This window comes from Segatella copri, from assembly GCF_009495355.1.
In the GTDB taxonomy this organism is placed as follows: domain Bacteria; phylum Bacteroidota; class Bacteroidia; order Bacteroidales; family Bacteroidaceae; genus Prevotella.
Window position 1 is genome coordinate 24,914 of record NZ_VZAD01000042.1, and the last position, 20,466, is coordinate 45,379.

General features: G+C 43.5%; 14 protein-coding genes. All 14 read right to left on the reverse strand.

Annotation, left to right across the window (positions count from 1 at the left end; genetic code table 11):
- Positions 1-105: 105 nt before the first annotated feature.
- The gene (locus F7D20_RS05140; RefSeq protein ID WP_158463123.1) at positions 106-3,648 is read right to left on the reverse strand and encodes a protein kinase domain-containing protein; all 3,543 of its coding nucleotides are present in this window, start codon (positions 3,646-3,648) and stop codon (positions 106-108) included.
- A gap of 28 nt (positions 3,649-3,676) precedes the next feature.
- The gene (locus F7D20_RS05145; protein WP_158463124.1) at positions 3,677-4,633 is read right to left on the reverse strand and encodes a zinc ribbon domain-containing protein; all 957 of its coding nucleotides are present in this window, start codon (positions 4,631-4,633) and stop codon (positions 3,677-3,679) included.
- A 72-nt stretch (positions 4,634-4,705) separates the two neighbouring features.
- Positions 4,706-7,678, reverse strand: coding sequence for a thiol protease/hemagglutinin PrtT (locus F7D20_RS05150; protein ID WP_158463125.1), 2,973 nt, complete (start codon positions 7,676-7,678; stop codon positions 4,706-4,708).
- Between the two features lie 21 nt (positions 7,679-7,699).
- Positions 7,700-8,455 carry a UpxY family transcription antiterminator gene (locus tag F7D20_RS05155; protein WP_194253500.1) on the reverse strand — a complete coding sequence of 252 codons (756 nt, stop codon included), beginning with the start codon at positions 8,453-8,455 and terminating at the stop codon, positions 7,700-7,702.
- Positions 8,456-9,226: 771 nt separating this feature from the next.
- Complete coding sequence (locus F7D20_RS05160) at positions 9,227-10,144, reverse strand: hypothetical protein (protein ID WP_158463127.1); 918 nt, start codon at positions 10,142-10,144, stop codon at positions 9,227-9,229.
- Between the two features lie 150 nt (positions 10,145-10,294).
- Complete coding sequence (gene folK, locus F7D20_RS05165; RefSeq protein WP_158463128.1) at positions 10,295-10,705, reverse strand: 2-amino-4-hydroxy-6-hydroxymethyldihydropteridine diphosphokinase; 411 nt, start codon at positions 10,703-10,705, stop codon at positions 10,295-10,297.
- Between the two features lie 78 nt (positions 10,706-10,783).
- Complete coding sequence (gene queA, locus F7D20_RS05170) at positions 10,784-11,956, reverse strand: tRNA preQ1(34) S-adenosylmethionine ribosyltransferase-isomerase QueA (RefSeq protein ID WP_158463129.1); 1,173 nt, start codon at positions 11,954-11,956, stop codon at positions 10,784-10,786.
- A gap of 59 nt (positions 11,957-12,015) precedes the next feature.
- The gene (gene truB, locus F7D20_RS05175) at positions 12,016-12,726 is read right to left on the reverse strand and encodes a tRNA pseudouridine(55) synthase TruB (RefSeq protein WP_158463167.1); all 711 of its coding nucleotides are present in this window, start codon (positions 12,724-12,726) and stop codon (positions 12,016-12,018) included.
- A gap of 27 nt (positions 12,727-12,753) precedes the next feature.
- A complete protein-coding gene (locus tag F7D20_RS05180; protein ID WP_158463130.1) occupies positions 12,754-13,551 on the reverse strand; it encodes an undecaprenyl-diphosphate phosphatase in 798 nt (265 codons plus the stop codon).
- A gap of 54 nt (positions 13,552-13,605) precedes the next feature.
- A complete protein-coding gene (locus F7D20_RS05185) occupies positions 13,606-13,836 on the reverse strand; it encodes a DUF3098 domain-containing protein (RefSeq protein ID WP_022251825.1) in 231 nt (76 codons plus the stop codon).
- A 39-nt stretch (positions 13,837-13,875) separates the two neighbouring features.
- Positions 13,876-14,754 carry a cell division protein FtsX gene (locus F7D20_RS05190; protein ID WP_158463131.1) on the reverse strand — a complete coding sequence of 293 codons (879 nt, stop codon included), beginning with the start codon at positions 14,752-14,754 and terminating at the stop codon, positions 13,876-13,878.
- A 162-nt stretch (positions 14,755-14,916) separates the two neighbouring features.
- A complete protein-coding gene (lpxA, locus tag F7D20_RS05195) occupies positions 14,917-15,699 on the reverse strand; it encodes an acyl-ACP--UDP-N-acetylglucosamine O-acyltransferase (RefSeq protein ID WP_022251823.1) in 783 nt (260 codons plus the stop codon).
- A 33-nt stretch (positions 15,700-15,732) separates the two neighbouring features.
- Positions 15,733-17,127, reverse strand: a complete 1,395-nt coding sequence (locus F7D20_RS05200) for an efflux transporter outer membrane subunit (RefSeq protein ID WP_158463132.1) — start codon at positions 17,125-17,127, stop codon at positions 15,733-15,735.
- 25 nt (positions 17,128-17,152) lie between these two features.
- Positions 17,153-20,422, reverse strand: coding sequence for an efflux RND transporter permease subunit (locus F7D20_RS05205; RefSeq protein ID WP_158463133.1), 3,270 nt, complete (start codon positions 20,420-20,422; stop codon positions 17,153-17,155).
- Positions 20,423-20,466 lie beyond the last annotated feature (44 nt).

Here is a 20,466-nt window from a genome sequence, read left to right on the forward strand (position 1 = left end):
CATCTGGTACAATGATAGCAGCCCCACACCATTTGCAAAAACGAGCAATTGACCGATTATCTTTATTGCATTTAGTACATTTCATCTTACTTTTCCAAAAGAGTTTTACTCCACGCTATTACCTTGCGGATCCTTCACTTTAGAGAGTATTCCACTGTTGGTCTCAACACCATCTTTCTTGTGGTTATATTCTATAGTCATATTGCTTTCCTTTGGCTCATAGAACTTCATCTCATAATAGTCATTGTCCATTTTTGCTCCATTTTCATCCAAGACATAGAATATATAATTTTCTTTGTCATCTGGGTTGACCTCTGCCTGCAATTTATAGGATGTGGTCTCGTCCCCCTCTATCGTCAAATCTGCCAAGACTTTCTTCCTATCGTCAGTAATATCAACAACAAGTGTATATTTGCCGTCATTTTGAAATTCATAGGTTCCACACATTCTCTGCAAGAACATTTCTTCCCCCAAAGTAGAAGTTTCTTCCTTCTCAGCTTCCACTTTATCCTCAGCCTCGTTATAAGGAGTATCTTGAAGGCTCTCGGCATTCTCTGCTTCCGCCTTTGCCTCCATTTCTGCCACATACTTGTCATGACTATGCTTTTGCACAGCCTTACTTCCAATGACGAAGCATAATAGTAACGAACCAAGAGCCAAAGCGAACAATACCATTGCTTTCTTATACAACTTAGGACGGCTACTCTCCGCAACATTGGCACTTTCACGATACACATTTACAGGATAGTCCTCACTATCGCCCAAGAGTTTTTTCTTAGAGTCGAAAGCTTCTCCCATTATCACACGTTTTCCTGCATCTATCAGTTTTGCGTCGTCAGGATCAATATCTTTTACAAATCCATTCTTGACCATGTGGTATGCTTGGTATGCCAAGTACCAACAATAAGCCACCATCACCCATGGGAACAAGAAACCGAATGTCCTACAGAACCATGAAATGATAAAGTAACCTAAGAGAGCACCGATCAAGCCACCAGGCCAACTTGCAAGATACAGTCCAATGATACCTACGATAATCGCAGCGATAAAGCCCACTCCCTCACCGACATCGACCATGACCACATCAAAGAATGACTTGCCTGCATAAAGAGAAAGAACAGCAAAGACAATACTGATAACCACAAGAGGCAAAATGCAAAAATTTTTCGTTATCTTCTTGAGAGGCTCCAGTTTATCCCATTGCCTCTCCATGCGTTCTTTTGCACCATTCACTTTCGAATCAGCAAGCAAACCTTGCTTGTAATACTTGCTACTCGTTAGTTTGGAAGATATAAACTTGTAATAATCCCATGTCAAGTCATAATAGGAACGTTTCTTATAATCTGTAAAAGGATCCTCCTGGAAGAACAAAGCGCACCAATCTGCCAACCTGTTCTGCTCCTTCTCCGACATATTGAACACATCCATAAAGTGACTATCTATATCATTCAACGAGCTAAACTTCACTTTAGCAACAGTTATCGTAGGCACCTTTCCAGATATACCCGTAACAGCCTTCATTCTTGCCAATTCTTCATTATAAGGACCATAACGTTTAGAATTTGACGCAGACTTTAAGTCCAGGCACTCGCAAATATAGTTAGGATACTTTGCATATTTTGGACGAGAATAGAAATAAGCGTCCAAGCGTTTCTCATCTATATGACTAATAAGCTGTCCCTCATAGTTACATACAAAAAGAACGTCTTGATTATCATATTCTTTTACCAATAGCTCCGCAAAATCAGAAGGTGTCACCAGTTCCGATCCTTCATTTACTTTCTTGAAGTCAAAGCCACAGTCAAACGCTATCGTATAAAGCATCAACCATCCTTTGACGGAATCCGCAGCGTTCTCATATTCACTTAACTTACTCTTAACCATCATGAACTTCGCCAAGTCTCGTTCTGACAACCAAGCCATAAAATCAGGTTCGAGCAACCTTTTCGCTTCTTCGGTCGTTAAGTCATTTACCTTTGACAAGAGTTCGTCAAGACTATTGATTTCGATTACCTTTTCGGCATTCGGATTTTCCAGAACAGGGAGTTCTGGAGGTAAGCGATACAGCAGATAAGGAAGACCAGGTGTCAAGCGATACATCAGCAATGCTGTATATACCAAAGGTTTTTCCAAAACATCCTCTGGCGAAGAAGGCAAAGAGTCCTGCCCCACAACAGTATGCAAATATACCCACAAGATATGCTGCTCATCTTTAAGTTCCTCGCAGTATTCCGCAAAATGAGCATATATTTCCTCACCTATTTGACTCAGAGGCACAACCTTTCCCTCCTTACCTACATAAGGAGTATCTGGGTCTATAACCAACCGTGCCGCATACAATCCCGAATCTCTATTGTCAGGATAAATGTTTTCCGTTATCTCCTCTAATCTCGCAGCCTCAGGGAACATATCGTATTCTTTCAGCCAACTGCCTATCTGGTCTTGATACAGATAACGTTTTGCCAAATCTGGGTTCTCACCCATCATCTTTGCCAAATCCTGCAAGCTATTTGCCACCAATCCCTCTTTTACATTGAACGGGATACGGAAATCGGTACGTCCGTTAGGATTGATTTGGAATATTACCTTGCCTTTTGCCCATTCCTCAATCTCAGCCATACCTGCACGATCCTTCACATTATTACGTGTCAATGCCATCATAAGCGAAAGCGTGTGCTCGGATATTTCCTGAAGAGTAGGATAAGGAAGTTTGTTCTCTTGCTTCATAGTCACAAGTTCCTGCTCCTTTCCTATCAAGAAGCCTTCACCTTTCCACAGGGCGACAAGTGTCATACCCAAGGAATAGAAGTCAGCCTTAGTGGTCACCACTGGCGAAAAGCTCTGCATCTGCATATACATTTCAGGAGCAGCATAGACTACCGAGCGAGCTTCCTCTATAAGTTGGCGACGCTTGTCATAAATCATATTTCCTTCATCATCCAGCATCATGGCTATACCGAAATCCGCCAAGACCAAGTGTTTGTGTTCCTTGTCCACATACAAGAAGTTGCCAGGCTTTACGTCCCGATGCAAGATATGATGGCGATGACAGAAGTCTATAGCGATTGCCATTTCCAAAGCAACACGCTTAAACTCGTCTTCCTTTCCCTTAAAGCTTACCTCAGCCAACGAGCCACCTTCACAATATTGCATCACCTCAAAGTCATGTGTCCAACCCGTTTTAGGGTCTGTCCACAAGCCATGGGAATAAATGCCAACGAGAGGGCTGTCTGCTCCTCTTGTCTTAGTCATAATCTCTTCCAACACATCATGATTAGGATGGCGATTAGGCTTATATATCTTCAATACGAAAAATTCGTCTTTTCGCTTTACCAAATAGACAAAAGCTTCGCCTGAACTTGCAGACAACAACTTTTCATACGTATACTGCTTGGGACTATCCTGTCCCATACTCACCAATTCTATCGTTTCAAACTTTGGTTCTTCCTTTGGAGCCGTAGGAACAACATCACTTGTTCCACCTGGAACAGCCGTCGCATTAGGAACGGCTGTAGCATTAGGAATAGCAGTCTCCGACATTGGGACTGCTGTTGCTTCAGGAATCGCCGTAGTTTCTGGCACTGAGGTTGCGTCAGGTATCGCTGTAGCACCTGGCACCATCGTGTTCATTTCATTCGAAGGATTCATTTTAATTATGCTTAAAGATTAGTAATTATCAAGTCAAGATTTCTGCTTCTGTGATTTTGGTTCGATACTCCCACTCTCCACCAAGTTCCTCTCTTACGCACTCGGATGGTTGGTTATGCCTACAACCACAATAGTTGCAAACCCAACAACTCTTTACTTTTTCACTTATCTGTATTTTTCTTGCACAGATAAAATTACGTTGCACTTCTGGAGTGGCATTAGTATCCGGAAAAATGGATGCCATAGCAGCTTTCATTTCTTCTATTTTCCTACGCAAATCCTCCACAGAAGGACTACATTTATGCAGTTTAGGACTTGGCTTCTTTATTTTTGGGGCACTATGCTCTTCGAGGATTGGTTTATCATTGTTGGAAATGGGCGCTTTTCCTAAATGAGAAAACAGATTACGATATTTATTCAAAAGTTCCTTATCATCATCGCTTAGCACGTCGATAGCCCCATCATCCATCTCATCCTTTTCTGATGCAAACAAAATGCTATCTTGCATATCCGCCAACTCCATCGCCAACTTCCATACCTTTTGCATACGAGGATCATTCTTCGCCTCCTCAATAGCCTGACGTGCCATCTCGTTGAGAGGAGTATTACATACTCTACAAAAGCTTCTAAAGTTCAAGGTCTTGCATTGAGGGCACTCGATACCCTTTGACGGATTTCCACAATTAGGGCAAAAGAGGTCATCTGCCTCTTTCGGTTCTCCACAAAAAGAACAACGAGTTGCATTGACCGGGTGCATACAATGCGGACACAATGCCATTCCTGCACTTACAGGTTTATGACAACAAGGACAGTCTCTTGCAAGAAGTGAATAGCCACACTCTTCACAGAAGCGCATATCCGAGCTTATCATCCCCCCACAATTCGGACAAGAAGAGACATGAATTTCTTCCTCTTCTCGCTGCAAGTTAACTTGCTCGCTTATCCCTTGATGCTTATAGATATTTTGGAAAGATTGTTTTTCCATCAAATACAAAATATACGTTACCTAAAGTTTCCCACCCCCTATAATTCATAGGGGAAGGAAACTTTAGTTAAATTAGTTCCTAAACTTTATGGTCTTTGATGCAGACTTCAAGATATAAGTTCCTGAAGGAATCTGAGACATCAATTTTGGCAGACATTGTTCTGAAGCTATGACTTTTTGGATAACCTTACCACTCAAATCATAAACTGTAATAAGCTCTCCATCCTTAAATATGCCATTAGCACCTGAAGCCTTTACATTATCAATACCCGTCAGTGTATTACCTTGAAGCGACAAACGAGCTATCGTTAAATCTTCATTCAGTAAATAGCCCCTTCCTTGCCAAGTATATTTTTGTAAAAGAAGGGTTACTTCATATTTTTCATTTGGGTCAAGACTTGAAGACAACACCACATTTGCGGTCTCTCCTGCTGGTATGTCTATATTTTCCAAGGTTTCAGAAATCAACTCGCCAGACTTCTCATTATAGAACAAACCTGTCAATGTTGCTCCAGAGACCATATAACTGCCAAAACTCTTCAAGCCCAACTGAAGAGCCAAGCCAGAACTTCTCGTAGAATTGCTTGCAACCTTAGCTGAAACCAACTGGAAATAATCTGTTATATTTTTATCTTCATAATAGAATGTATAGCTGTGCGCATCGTCGTGCTTATAATACTCAGATGGCATCAAACCTACACGTTCTCCATTAGGAGTTACATATCTGCATCTAAATTCATAATTACCTGTAAGTGGGAAGAAGAAGCGATTCAAGGTGATACTCTGTTTTGGCACCCATTCATTGTCTACAGCAAGCAATTTCTCATCACCAGTATCCTTGTTAATCATATAGACATTCATTCTCACAGGATCTTCATTCTTATTTGCATAACTATATTGAGGAGTAATCAATTTCAACAGTGTATTGTTCGGAATGTAGTTGCACCCATGAGCCTTCACATCGTCTGCCTTATAGGTAGAATAACTTGCATAAGCCAAATTGTTGCCATCAAGGATAGGATAAGCAGGTTGCTCTTGTACATCAATATAGAAATTTCCTGCCAAGGTTACATCTTTTTCATCTTCCGGCAACTCTATTTTGTATCGACCAGCAGGCATTGAGAAACTATTGTCCACATTCTTAGGCACACACTTGGTAATGATAGTAGAAGTATAATCATCATAAATATGATGGAAAGAAGAAGCCTCTGAATTCTTATAAAGTTTTCCTGTCTCTACATTTCTGAAATACAAAGTAGTACCATTGGAATAGCCCTTTCCTGTAAGACTAAGGTAGAAAGCGGTCTTTGCATAAATCTCACTTGCAGGGGCAATATTCTGTATTGTCAAAGAGCCATCAATATCATCACCCTCTATTCCACGAATAATCATTCCTGCGCCATTGTTGACAATCTCCATCGTTGGAATAATCTGCTTTGGAGCTGGACACAAGAGAGTTTTTCCGCTCTCGTCCTGATAGGCAACACGAATGTCATATACACCATCATCCAATCCAACAGGCACCTTACTAAAGCCATGCACCAGATTCCATCGGTTAATATTAGGGAAACCAGAAACACTTTGATTGTAGTATCCTCCAGGTAATATTTTCACGATATTACCATCCTTGGTCAAAACTGTAGTAAAATACGTTTGCTTGCTGTCATAAGAATTACGAATCAGATGATAATACATCTTAGACTTAGAGGTAATGACATCAGAGGTAGAACTTTGAGCAGAGACGTCCGCAGAAGACAATGTTGCCAAGCCTGTGTTTGGTTTACTTTCCACCGCATCTCCTCGACTGGTCACCCAATCATAAGGAACAAAAGCTTGATAGACTACTTCCTTGTAATCTGTCGAACGAGGCTGAATGCCAATAATCATTTCGTGCTGACAACGAAATCCTTGCTCATAATTAAAGGAAATTCCAGGATTGAGAATAGCTACATCATAATATCCATCCATAGATCCAGCCCATCCCCAATTGACATGAACATAATTTTGTTCATCAATACCATCCAATACAAAGCAATGACTTGTTCGAGGGTCAATTATGACTCCAGCACCTCCCTCCAAGTCTGTGGCAGAATAGATGATAGGACGACCAGCCTCCAACTCTTCCTGAATCATACTCATCCATTTCTTCGTTGAGATATAATAATCACTCTCCGTAAACATATCCCAAGAATAAATATAATCACGAGGCACAAACATACAGTCAAAGTTATAGTATTTATTGAGTGCCACAAATGGAATGTTTGCAGATGTCGAGGTATACCCATAAGTAGCCTTACTTGCAATGCCACACTCCAACATCAATTTGCCGACAGCATCCTTTTGGGTTTTTGTAGCATTGTCATCATAAGTATTGAGCATATTCTTCCAATCATAGGTTGTTGTAGAATAGTCTATATCATATTCCGTCTCCGAATCGAGATGTGCATAATAAAGACTTCCTCCACCTTTTCTGTCTTGGTGATAGTAATTGAGAACTTGCGCCAAAGCAACAGGCACGCAACCTACTAACGCTGTTTGCTTACCATTGGAAGGACACTTACTGTTGAATGGAGCAGATTGTCCCCATTGTGTCTTAAGCAAAGGAGCTACAGGCTTCACTGTTGGTCCGTCCCAAGAAGGTTCTTTTGTACCCAAAGTCGTAGATTTAGCCATAGCCTGCTGATACCCCTTCAGCCAACTTTTCATTGCATCTGGTACATTGGCAGCATCCACACTTCCTGTATCAGAATAACCAGCGATAGTAGTATTGCCATTGCCTGTACAAACCAAAGCAAAACCACCTCCCTCAGCATTGAAAGCATAGACACTTGACTCTTGCGAAGAGCTTGCGCTATTACCTCCAATAGATTTTGCATAATTACCACTCTCGCTGACCGTTACAGAAGTCAACTTAACATTAGATACCGCTTTTCTCTTCTGCAAGAAGTTCATTGCAGCATTTCTTGCATCATCTTCAGTCTGTGCACACAATGGCAGAGACAGCAAGACGGTAACCAAAAAGAATAGATGTCTTAAATTTCTCATAAAGTTAGATTTTGAATATTGTTAATAATCAGTACACTTTTCCAAATAGTCTTTTGGGATATAAGTTGTAAATATAGTTCCTACTCCTTCTATTATCAAACCTACCCTTGCTTGTCCCTTGATTCGACAAACCTTACCTTCGAAGCCAACAAACTTTCCTTTCGTAATTTTCACCTTGTCGTCTTTCGTAAAGTTGAACTTGTCATCAGGAACAAACAACTTATCCTCTTCTTCTACTGCATTCCACTTGACAAAAAGACTTATTTGTTTTTCTGGTATTATCAATGGCTTGATGCCTTTCTTGCCTATCATTTTTCCGTTTTCATCTTTGTGTGGTACATAATAATGATGCAAGAAGTCAAGTTCGCCTCTACCCACAAACTTTTTCAATTCCGCCTCCGTACTCTTCACAAACAAGAAATTGGGGATTAGGGAAACTTGCTTACATTTGCGCTTGCCATTCTGCACAAAGCATTTTTCCTGCATTGGCAAGAATACCTCAATTCCTTTCGCCTCCAAAAAATCCTTTGCTTTCTTCTCTTGTCCATACGCAGCCCTCATCAAAAACCAAACCGCCTCTTCCACATTTGCTGCAGAAGAGGCGGTTTTTATATTGTCTATAGAGCATTTTGCACTCTGCTTTGAAACATAAGTAGGGGTCACCCCATTATGTATATTATAGGGAGACATGGCTACATTTTGTATGCCACTTTTAGGAGAGTTAACTCCTTTGTTTTGTCCTTTAAACAAAGAGACAGGCCTTTTATTATTAGGCATAGATTTAGAACAGTTATAACATAAAAAAGAAAAAGCGGGGATCATGCCTAGTTACCCGTTCTACAAACTGAGGTCCTGAGATTACCCATCATCGCTGAACGAGCAACCACAGACCCCACGCCGATATGAATTATATACATCATGATATAATCACACAACGTGACATCTGCCAGTTGCCATGTTCTTGACGATGATTTGAAATTTCTCAGGTTTCAGTTTGTCATGAACAAGCGCGTAGCAAACGCCCTTCCAAATTTATATTTGTCCCACTCCCTTGCTGTCCCCTGCATTATTCATGCATTCTACAGCTATCGGCATGGGATATATGTGCAAAAGTACAAGAAATAAATGGAACTTCAAAACTTTTTCCAAAATATTTTTCAAAAAAGATAAAAACAGATGTGTTTATGCATTAGATGATATGAGTTGTTAAGAATAGTAGAAAAGAAGAAAAGAATGACAAGAAGAAACAAGTTTTAGTCATCCTTTCAAGCATAAAAATACTTATTGGGGAAACAAAAGGGCATCACCTATAAAGAAGACTCCACACTAAAGTTTCCTTTATAAAGGAAATTTTCAATCATTTTCTTTCCCCTATAAAGGAAACCTGAAAGTATACACCAATATTTCAACCAACAGCATATAATATTAACAAGAATCTTGCAAAGATATTAACGACATTCACGTCATGCCACTTTGGAAGAAGCAAATGAAAGGGATCTAAGACTCGCACACCCATAAACATAGAAGCCCTAATTAGATAATTAGCGACTATATTCCTAAAAACAGGTCTGCATCAGCCTGACGTGTTTCCTTGGAGCGTTTTAATCTACGGGCTATTTGCAGTTTCAGCACCCTATCAACAACAACCTTACATATAGCCCAAGCTACCAAATACCCCATGGCTAAACGATAGTCGTAAACAGCCCATACCAACACTGCCAACATCCACATCCATTTTACGATGAGCATGAGAACCTTACAGTTTCTCGCATAACTACTCTCACGCTTATCAATGGGATTATTATAAGACAGGTGCTTACCCTGACCGTCAGCTATAAAACAATAGCGACGATTGTTATATGTGTAATAAGAGAAATAGAAAGGTACAAAGAGAGGCTCTCCCAGATTGGTCAGTTCAACAGTGGGAGAAATCTTCAACTTGCGAACCTTTTGGTTACCTATTTGGTCATGCACCGTACTTTTTGCCAGCTTATCTGTTAATTTCGTTCCCCACTTCTTCCACACTGCCTCAGCAGTAATTGTAGACAAGGTTGCGAGAACATGACTATCAGTTGCATCGATGTGCCCAGCCTCGAAAGAACTCAAAGCCTCAGCATCGTAAGGCAAACAAGTGGTAAAATCGCGAAGTTCCTTTGGAAGATCACCTTTTCTATCATTGGCTAAGTATAAATAAGCCAACTTACCCTTAGCATTCCCATTAAGTTGCTGTTGATCTGGACCAATTCCGCTCCAAGCCACCTGATAGGTACCCTCATAAAGATACATAGGCAGATAGATACAGAATACCTCCTTGGCATCGATGGCCTGGAAAACATCGCATGGAACAAAGTCGATATCAACCAAAGTTTGCGCCATCAAGTGCTTAAAACCATCTACATCAATGGTAGGCGACACATAACGCAAAGGCATGTGCGCTTCAACCGTCTGAAGTACATGGCTATTCATACGGTTATGACAAACAGGGCATGTTATAACCTGCTCAAATTCAAAGAAGTATGTTAGCTTAGCATTGCATGCCGGGCATTTCAACACTTGCAATTTACTAGTCTCTTCCATATATCTTCCTATTTTAATATTTTTCCTATGGTAATTCTATTACAGAGACATGATTTCCCTTAAAGGAATCATGACAAAATCTCTTTCCTCCATCAGGGGATGAGGAATTTTCAGGTCGGGCTGATCGATGTGAAGATCATCATACAGAAGAATGTCAATATCTATAATCCGGTCGTGATATTCACCATTCACCGACTTGAGCGTACGGCCCATCTCTTGCTCCACCTTCTGAGTAGCCTCAAGCAACTGGCGAGGCGCCAAAGGAGTGAGCACACAGACACATGCATTGATAAAGTCGTTGGGCGAAGAATAGCCCCACGGCTTAGTTTCGTATAGAGCTGACTGGCGATCTACGTCACCAATCAGCTCTCCTATCTTTTCAAGAGCCTCGCGGATGTTACGCTTGCGGTTGCCTAAATTGGATCCGAGACTCAGATATACTCTATGCATGTATACATAAATATGTTATTGAACGATGCTTCGCCTAAAAGGAAACGAAGTCATTAACAGCCTCGACTATCACAAAGATTAGTCGTTGAGAATGAGCAGAGAGTCGCCGAAGCAACCAAACATATAGCCATTCTTCAAAGCCTTCATGTAGGCTTCATATACAAGGTCGTAACCTCCAAATGCAGCAGTACTCATCATCAGTGTAGATTCTGGATGATAGAAGTTGGCCACCATGCAATCGGCCAGTCCGAACTCATAAGGAGGGAAGATAAACTTATTGGTCCATCCGTCAAACTCCTTCATCATTCCATCTGTACCCACCGCAGTCTCTGTAGCCTTGACCACACTTGTACCGATGGCACAAACATGATGACCGGCACGCTTGGTGTCGTTGACCAGTGCGCAAGCCTCCTTGCCGATATGCATCTGCTCGGAGTCCATCTTGTGCTTGGTAAGGTCTTCCACCTCGATTTCATGGAAGTTGCCCAATCCACAATGCAAGGTAATAAATGCAGAGTTGATGCCTCTGATTTCCATACGTTTCATGAGCTCGCGCGAGAAATGAAGCCCTGTGGCTGGCGCTGTTACAGCACCTTCCTTCTCAGCAAACACGCACTGAAAGTCTTCCATATCTTCCTCTGTGGCATGGTGTACCTCGCGATTGTCAATAATATAACGTGGCAATGGAGCCTCGCCCAATGCAAAAAGTGAGCGCTTAAAAACATCGTGCTGACCGTCCTCGTCATAGAGGAAGCGAAGAGTACGTCCACGGCTGGTGGTATTGTCGATTACCTCAGCCACCATCTCGTTGACATCATCAAAGAAGAGTTTGTTTCCTATACGAATCTTACGGGCTGGTTCTACGAGCACATCCCAGAGTCGCATCTCCTCATTCAACTCTCTGAGCAGGAACACCTCAATCTTGGCATCGGTCTTCTCCTTGGTACCATAGAGTCGTGCAGGGAACACCTTGGTGTTGTTGAATACAAACGTATCTCCCTCATCGAAATAGTTGACGATGTCCTTGAACTCAATAAACTCGCCTTCGATAGGATTTCCGTTAGCATCCTTGCGGTACATATCTATGGTTTCCGACTTTTTGTGTAGAACCATCATACGCGCCTCATCACGACGGGTTACCTCAAAGGTACGTTCCTCTCCGGTAGATGTCTTGACGATACGCTTGGTCTTGTGGGGATAAAGCGCCACTTGTGCCTCAGGCAACTTAAAGTTGAATTGTGACAGTTTCATGTTATATTTGTCTCCTTTCTAATGGTTACTAATTATATTCTATTACTATTCTGGAAATATCAAACTTGATGGATGTCTTCTATTTCCTGTTGTTCGAGCCATTCCCTGAAATTTTCGAAACTCACACAGTTGTCGACAGTAAAGTCGCCCACTCGGGTTCTTCTCAACTCAGTAAGAAAGGCTCCGCTTCCAAGTGCCCGACCTAAGTCGCGAGCCAAGGAGCGTATGTAAGTTCCCTTACCACATACTACGCGCAAACCGAGTTGCTTGGTCTCGTCGTCGTAATGGGTAAGTTCTATCTCGTCTATACGAACGCTCTTTGGTTTGAGCGTCACATTCTCTCCCGCCCTGCGCAAGGCATAGGCTCTGTCGCCATTGACCTTGACAGCACTATAAGTAGGCGGCACCTGCTGAATGTCACCGACAAACTGAGGCAACGTTTCCTCTATGAGCTGTCGAGTAATATGACGGGTGGGATAAGTATGATCGACCGTATGTTCAAGATCATAGCTGGCTGTCGTGGCTCCCAACTGAAGTGTCGCCGTGTACTCCTTAGTATGAGTCTGCAGCTGTTCTATCTCCTTGGTCTTCTTTCCTGTGCAAAGCACGAGCACGCCTGTAGCCAAAGGGTCGAGCGTACCTGCATGTCCTATCTTCACCTTATGGTGCAAAAACTTAGAAAGTACGTATCTGATATGTGCCAAAGCCCCAAAACTTGACATACGATAAGGTTTGTCGATGGCAATGATTTCTCCTGTCTGGAAATTCATGTCTGGCAAAAGATTTGTCGTTACTTATTAAAGAAGAGAGAAAAGAATGGTGGCTAAACCTGCTATGGTACAATAGACGCCAAAGTAAATGAGTTTGCCTTTCTTAACAATATTGATCATCCATTTGCAGGCAAGACAGCCTGAAATAAAGGCAGCCACAAAGCCAATAATCATAGGCAAGGTGTCAACACCTCCAAGTGTTTCCTCTCCTTTCAGTCCTTTGATTAGGTCGAGCAACGCCTCGCCAAGTATGGGAGGAATGACCATGAGGAAAGAGAATTGTGCCATCTTCTCCTTCTTATTGCCCAACAGAAGACCTGTTGCGATGGTTGTACCTGAGCGGGAAAGACCTGGCAAAACAGCCAAAGCCTGGCCCAGACCAATGACAAACGCATGCCAAAGGCTTATGTTCTCACGCTGACGTGGTTTAGCATAATAAGAGAAAGCAAGGACCAGAGCAGTTACGAGCAACATGCATCCTACTATGAGCAGTCCAGAACCGAAGATTTTTTCTACTTCATCCTTGAAGAAGACTCCAACGACGCCAACAGGAATCATGGAGACTACAATATTAAGCGCATACTTAGTCTCCTCGTTCATCTGGAACTTAAAGAGTCCTTTCAAAATCCAGTCGATTTCTTTCCAAAGTACTACCAAAGTACTCATGACTGTTGCTACATGCACCAAGATAGTAAAACCCAGATTAGCCTCACCGTCAATACCAAACATATAGGCACCAATAGCCAAATGACCGCTACTACTAACTGGCAGATATTCTGTAAGTCCCTGAATAAGACCTAACACCAAGGCTTCAAACCAATTCATTGATAAATACTATTTTTTATTATTGAATAATGTGTATGTATCGGGATATAAATATTACTTATTGTCTTTTGGCTTACGAATGACAGCATAAATAATAGAAAGAAACCCAAACAGAGTAACTACTGGTGCTACTACGATACGGCGTGTGCTGAAGATATCGGTATCGAAAGTATGCTCGTCTGAGCCAGATCCGCTCATCAAGAGAAAACCGATGATGACTATAGCCATCCCCACAGCCAAGAGGATGAAGTTTACTTTGCCGAATGCTAAATTCTTCTTATCCATTTATTATATATATATTAATAATGTGTAATGTTCGATATTCTAAATCTTATACAAGTCGCCAGCCTTCATCTTGAGGAATTTGTTGACAGAGATGCTGGCACAGATGGCAGTAATGATGACTCCAAAAAGGAAAACTGAACCACCCGTTATGGCAAGTTCCTGCCATCCCATCACCATGAGCAGTTCTGGCTCATGCACATACCATGCATAAAGACTGCCTCCCAAAAAGCCGTTGGCAATCAATGCCGACAACAATCCAATCAGTATGGCCCTATTCACAAAGGGACGTCGGATGAATCCCCAAGAGGCTCCAACAAGTTTCATCGTGTGTATCGAGAAACGTCGGGCGTAAATGCCGAGCCTTACGGTATTGTTGATCAGCGAGAAAGATATAAACGTGAGGAGAGCCGCCACGATGAGCAATCCTATGCTTATCTTGGTCAGCATTTGATTCACCTGCTCTATCAGGTCATGCTGGTAAGACACCTCTGTAACACGTGGATAGGCTTTCAGTTCCTTGGCCACCCATTTCAGAGAGTCATTATTGGCATAGTCGGCCTGTGCTGTCAACTCGATAGAAGGCTGGAAAGGATTGACTCCGGCAAACTCACTGGGGTTTACTCCAAGATCGTGAGTAGCCTCCTTAAGAGCCTTCGCCTTCGAAATATAGTTGATTGACTTGACATAAGGCTTGGCTTTCAGCTGTTTGCACATCTGAACGACCTCAGAATTGGTCATATCCTGTTCAAGCATCACGGACACGACAAGGTTCTCCTTCACATAGGAGGAGAGATTTCTTCCCATAAGTACGGAGAATATGACCAGTCCGAGCAACACGAGCACCATGGCGGTGCTTATACATAGAGTTACCACCTGCAATCCTCGGTGACTGCTGGGTTTATATTGTTTCTTTCTCATTTACCAAAAGGGTATAATATTCCAAATTTGGTGCAAAGTAACAAAAAAATGTGCGAATAAACGAAAGTTTAATAGACATTAACACAAGAAAGGAGAGTCACCCCATGGGGCAACCCTCCCTTTGTGTATAAAGAAAAAATCGTTTATTATAACTTTCGCAACTTACATCTTGGTGATGACACCTTTCTCTGTACTTTCGAGGAACTTGATGATATTGCGCACTTCTTCTCCGTCTGGCACCTGATCCTTGATCTGATTGATGGCATCAAAGAGAGATGTCTGACCGTGGAAGACAAGTCGATAAGCATTAGCTACATGCTTGCGAACCTTCACGTCTATATCGGCAGCCTCCATGATAATGCTGTTAGGACCCGCATACTTCACAGGCTTACCACCCGCAATAATATAAGGTGGAATATCTTTGGAGAAAGTTGTTCCTGCCTGTATCATCGCCAAGTCGCCAACTCTGGTCTTGGCATTTTCTACTACAGATGTAGAGTAGATGACGCCATTACCTATCACACAGTCGCCAGCTATCTTGGTTCCATAACCGAACACGCAACTGTTGCCTATCACGGTATCGTGAGAGATATGGGCACCTTCCATAAGAAAGTTGCTGTTGCCAAGCACTGTTTTACCACCCTTGTGAGTACCTCGGTTGATAACCACATTCTCACGGATAGTATTGTTATCGCCAATCACTACTTCACTCTCTTCACCAGTATAGTTGAAATCCTGTGGGAGGGCAGCGATAACGGCAGCCTGGAACACCTTATTATTATTACCCATGCGAGTTCCATTCATGATGCTCACGAATGGATAGATGGTACAGTTGTCACCGATAACCACATCGTCCTCAATATAGGCGAATGGATATATCTTGCAGTTGTCTCCTATCTTAGCCTTTGGAGAAACCTCTGCCTTTGGACTGATTATACTTGCCATAATAATCTAACATTTTACATTTAACACTTAACATTACTTGGCTCCACCACCCAATGCATAGTATAGGTTGACCACAGCCTGCATTTTGTAGAAGTCGTCAGCCACCTTGGAGAGCTGTACATTGAGCAATGATGACTGTGCCTGGATAACCTCAAGATAAGAACCACCAGCCTCGCCCATCAACTTACGGGTGTCTTCTACGTTCTGCTTGAGCACCTCAATCTGCTGTGCCTCGATTCTTCCCTTCTCGTCGGAAGAGTTATAGAGTACGAGGGCATTGCTTACTTCGCTGCCAGCCTTCAACACTGCATCCTGCCAAGTGTTGTAAGCCTGCTCGTACTGCATCTTAGCCACCTTGAGTCCAGCAATGAGTCTTCCATTCTGGAAGATAGGCTGAACAAGTGAACCCACAGCAGAGAGAAGCCACTTTCCAGGATTTACAATACCAGCTCCAGCTGAGTTGGTAAAGGCACCAGCACCAGAAATAGTGATAGAAGGATAGAACTTGCTGCGGGCAGTCTCCACTCCATAGAAGCACTGCGCCAAGTTCATCTCGGCTGCATGTACGTCAGCCCGATTGTTGAGCAACTGCAAACCTACTCCTGTAGAGAAGTTGGCAGGAAGACTCTGATTATCAAGTTTGCCCCGTGCGATGGCATGAGCCTGCTCGCCAAGAAGAAGGCTGAGCGAGTTCTCTGTCTCACGAATCTGCCGCTTCAGGTCTGCTCTCTGTGCAAGAACAGAGTAATAGTTAGACTCTGCTGCCTGCACCGATGTTGAGCGATAACCCATCTTGGCATCCTTGAGCAACTGCATTGTTTGCCATGTGTCCTTGGTAAGACCTTCCATATCGTTCACTATCTCAAGCTGCTTGTCGAGCATGAGGAGCGAATAGTACATATTGGCAATATTCGCAACGAGGTTCGTCTGTACAGACACCTGGTAGTCCTTTATCTGCAACAGGGCCATCTGAGCACCACGCTTCTGTGAAAGAAGATTGCCAAAGAGGTCAACACTCCATGACGCATTCACTGGCAGACTATAGGTCTTTGTCGCTTTGTTACCGTCCCAAGAAGAGATGGTTCCCTGTGGGGTAAATGTAAAAGAAGGTATGAAAGCCAACTTGGCACACTTCAACTGCTCCTCAGCCATCTTTACGTTCAAAGCAGCATTGAGGAGATTGGCGTTATTGGCAAGTCCCTTCTCGATAAGAGTCTGCAACTGCGGATCGGTGAAAACGCTGCGCCAAGGAATATTGGCAAATGATGTAGTATCCTTCACAGCCAACGTATCGGATATAGAAGCTGAATCGCGTACGATACCATTAGTTTTCACATCAGGACGCTCATACTTTCCGTAGAGAGTCTTGCAGCTGCTCAATGAGAGCGCTGCGAGACCCAATATGATAATATTTAAATTCTTTTTCATTGTTTCGTTTGAAGTTACAACGTTATTACTTCTTCTCGATACCTTTTCTGCGATGAGCAGCATTGGCATACTGCTCCAACTCTGAGACAGCCTCGGCATTGAACTCGTCCTCAAACTTCAAAGGAGTAAGCTTCTCCTGCAACCACTCGAAGACGGCGAAGAGAGCTGGGACGACGAAGATCTGACAGATTGTACCGATCAACATACCACCTACAGCGGCAGCACCCAAAGTCTGGTTACCATTCTTGCCTACACCTGAAGCGAACATCAGAGGCAGCAGACCAATGATCATCGCCAGAGAGGTCATCAAGATAGGACGGAGACGGGCTCCGGCACCTAAGATGGCAGAATACTTAATAGCCATACCCGTACGACGACGCTCAAGGGCAAACTGCACAATCAGGATGGCGTTCTTTGCCAACAGACCGATCAACATAATCAACGAAATCTGCATGTAGATATCGTTGGAATGGCCGAAGAGGTTGGTGAAGACGAAAGCACCTGCCAAACCGAATGGGATAGACAACACTACCGACAGAGGCAAGATGTAACTCTCGTACTGAGCACTCAGAATCAAGTAAACGAATACGATACAGAGTGCGAAGATAAGACCAGTAGAGTTGCTTGACTCTGCCTCCGAACGTGTCAGACCAGAGTATTCATAACCATAACCCTCTGGCAATGTCTGCTTAGCCACCTCGGCAATAGCCTTCATACCGTCACCGGTAGAATAGCCGCTGTTAGGAGTTACAGACACATCCATTGAGGTAAAGAGGTTGAAACGTGTGATGTTGGATGGACCATAAATCTTCTTCAAGTTCACGAACTCGCTCACTGGAGACATAGTTCCATCAGCACAACGTACATAAATCTTATTCAAGTCGTCTGGATGCATGCGGTTCTCAGGTCCAGCCTGAATCATGACACGGTAGAGCTTACCATAGGCATTGAAGTTGGATGCATAAAGTCCACCGAGGTAACCCTGCATCACAGCCAACACTGAAGATGGAGAAATACCGGCCTGCTTGGTCTTGGCAACATCCACATCCACCATGTACTGAGGATAGTTAGGGTTGTACTGTGTCTGCGCAGTCTGAATCTCAGGACGGGCATTCAGTTCCTTCAAGAAAGCCTTCACGTTGGTATAGAATCTGTTCAGATCGCCACCCGTCTTATCCTGCATAGTCATGGTAATACCATTCTGTACTGAGAAACCGGAAATCATAGGTGGAGCGAAGGCCAGAACCTGTGCATCCTTGATCGTGGCAGTCTGCTTGTAGATCATACCCAACACAGAAGAATATTCCATAGGGTTAACAAACAGCGCCTCAATACCGCCACCGGTACAAGCCTCCTTAATACGATGGAAGAATCCGCCAGGACGGTCCTCGAATGGCTTCAGTTTGACGATGATAGTACCCTGGTTAGAACCAGTACCACCAATAAAGCTATAACCCATGATGGCATTACGGGTTGCGATGGCAGGGTTGTTAGCCAGCATCTTGTCCACCTGCTGTACCACCTGGGCGGTACGTTCCTGAGTTGTACCAGGAGCGGTAGAGATACAAGCGAAGATTGTACCAGTATCCTCATCTGGCACAAGTCCAGTCTTGGTAGTACCCATCAGGGCAACCAAGCCCACGATGCTGACAGCCACCAAGCTACCAGCGATAATGCCATGACCGATAACCCACTTTACACCTTTCTTATATTTATTGGTAATCTTATCAAACTGATAGTTGAACCCAGCATGGAAGCGGTCGATAAGCGACAACTTCTTCTCGCCATGCTCATCATCATGTGGTTTCAATAACACCGCACAAAGAGCAGGAGACAAAGTCAACGCATTGACAGCAGAGATGACGATTGACACCGCCATGGTAACACCGAACTCACGATAGAAGTAACCAGATGTTCCACCGATGAATGATACAGGAACGAACACGGCAGACATCACCAATGTAATAGAGATGATGGCGCCAGAGATTTCGTTCATCGCATCGATAGATGCTGTCAGGGCACTCTTGTAACCCTGATCGAGCTTGGCATGAACCGCCTCTACTACCACGATGGCATCATCGACCACAATCGCAATAGCCAACAGCAGGGCGGACAGCGTCAGCAAGTTGATGGAGAATCCGAATACCCAAAGGAAGAAGAACGCACCAACCAAAGCCACTGGCACGGCAATCATAGGAATCAGCGTAGAACGGAAGTCCTGCAAGAAGATATACACCACGATGAACACCAATACCAAGGTGATGATCAAGGTGAAGATAACCTCCTCGATAGATGCGAACAAGAACTCGGTAACATCCATCAGGATGACGTTCTTCAGTCCTGGAGGATAACTCTTCTCCAGTTCATCCAACGTCTTCTTCACATCGCTTGCAATCTGGGTAGCGTTGGAACCGGCAATCTGCTGAACCATACCCATCACAGCGGGCTGACCATCATTGAGCAAGTTGACGTTATACTGCAAACCGCCCAACTCTATCTTGGCAACTTCGCCGAGACGGAGAGTCTGACCAGATGTATTACTCTTGATCAAGATATTCTCATACTCGATAGGAGTCTTCAAACGACCCTTGTAACGCAAAGTATATTCATACTGCATATCAGAGCTCTCACCAAAGCTACCGGGGGCAGCCTCGATGTTCTGCTCTGCCAAAGCCTGCGAAATATCAGAAGGAACCAATCCGAACTCCTTCATCTTCTCTGGCTTCAGCCAGATACGCATAGAGTAGTTACGGGTAGAAGGACTCTGCACATCACCCACACCATTGATACGCTTCAACTGAGGAACGACGTTGATCAAGGCGTAGTTGGTAACGAACTGGTCGTCGTAACGGCCATCGTCTGTGGTCAGAGCGAACATGATCACGTTGGAGCTCTGACGCTTGGTAACGGTGACACCCACCCTGGTAACCTCGGCTGGCAGCAATGACTGTGCCTGGGACACACGGTTCTGCACGTTGACCGCAGCCATATCTGGGTCGGAGCCCTGCTTGAAGTAAACGGTGATGCTGGCATAACCTGAGTTTGACGCAGAAGATGTCATATAGGTCATGTTCTCCACACCGTTGATGCTCTCCTCCAGAGGAGCGATGACTGAATTCAATACCGTCTGAGCATCAGCACCCTGATAGGTGGTAGACACCGAGATGGTAGGCGGCGCGATATTCGGGTACTGCTCAATAGGCAGCGATATCAAGCCAATGGTACCCAGCAAGACGAAGAAGATGGAAACCACCGTCGAAAGCACTGGGCGCTTTATGAAGTTTGTAAATGTCATAATCTTGTTTTAAATTATAAATTATAATGTATCATGCATTCTTC

Excerpts from the sequence above, each read along its gene's own strand:
- queA (WP_158463129.1), bottom strand. The coding sequence starts at position 11,956 with ATGAAACTGTCACAATTCAACTTTAAGTTGCCTGAGGCACAAGTGGCG.
- F7D20_RS05160 (WP_158463127.1), bottom strand. The coding sequence starts at position 10,144 with ATGAATAGCCATGTACTTCAGACGGTTGAAGCGCACATGCCTTTGCGT.
- F7D20_RS05145 (WP_158463124.1), bottom strand. The coding sequence starts at position 4,633 with ATGGAAAAACAATCTTTCCAAAATATCTATAAGCATCAAGGGATAAGC.
- F7D20_RS05150 (WP_158463125.1), bottom strand. The coding sequence starts at position 7,678 with ATGAGAAATTTAAGACATCTATTCTTTTTGGTTACCGTCTTGCTGTCT.
- F7D20_RS05190 (WP_158463131.1), bottom strand. The coding sequence starts at position 14,754 with ATGAGAAAGAAACAATATAAACCCAGCAGTCACCGAGGATTGCAGGTG.
- F7D20_RS05200 (WP_158463132.1), bottom strand. The coding sequence starts at position 17,127 with ATGAAAAAGAATTTAAATATTATCATATTGGGTCTCGCAGCGCTCTCA.
- F7D20_RS05140 (WP_158463123.1), bottom strand. The coding sequence starts at position 3,648 with ATGAATCCTTCGAATGAAATGAACACGATGGTGCCAGGTGCTACAGCG.
- F7D20_RS05180 (WP_158463130.1), bottom strand. The coding sequence starts at position 13,551 with ATGAATTGGTTTGAAGCCTTGGTGTTAGGTCTTATTCAGGGACTTACA.
- F7D20_RS05155 (WP_194253500.1), bottom strand. The coding sequence starts at position 8,455 with ATGCCTAATAATAAAAGGCCTGTCTCTTTGTTTAAAGGACAAAACAAA.
- folK (WP_158463128.1), bottom strand. The coding sequence starts at position 10,705 with ATGCATAGAGTATATCTGAGTCTCGGATCCAATTTAGGCAACCGCAAG.
- F7D20_RS05185 (WP_022251825.1), bottom strand. The coding sequence starts at position 13,836 with ATGGATAAGAAGAATTTAGCATTCGGCAAAGTAAACTTCATCCTCTTG.
- F7D20_RS05205 (WP_158463133.1), bottom strand. The coding sequence starts at position 20,422 with ATGACATTTACAAACTTCATAAAGCGCCCAGTGCTTTCGACGGTGGTT.
- truB (WP_158463167.1), bottom strand. The coding sequence starts at position 12,726 with ATGAATTTCCAGACAGGAGAAATCATTGCCATCGACAAACCTTATCGT.
- lpxA (WP_022251823.1), bottom strand. The coding sequence starts at position 15,699 with ATGGCAAGTATAATCAGTCCAAAGGCAGAGGTTTCTCCAAAGGCTAAG.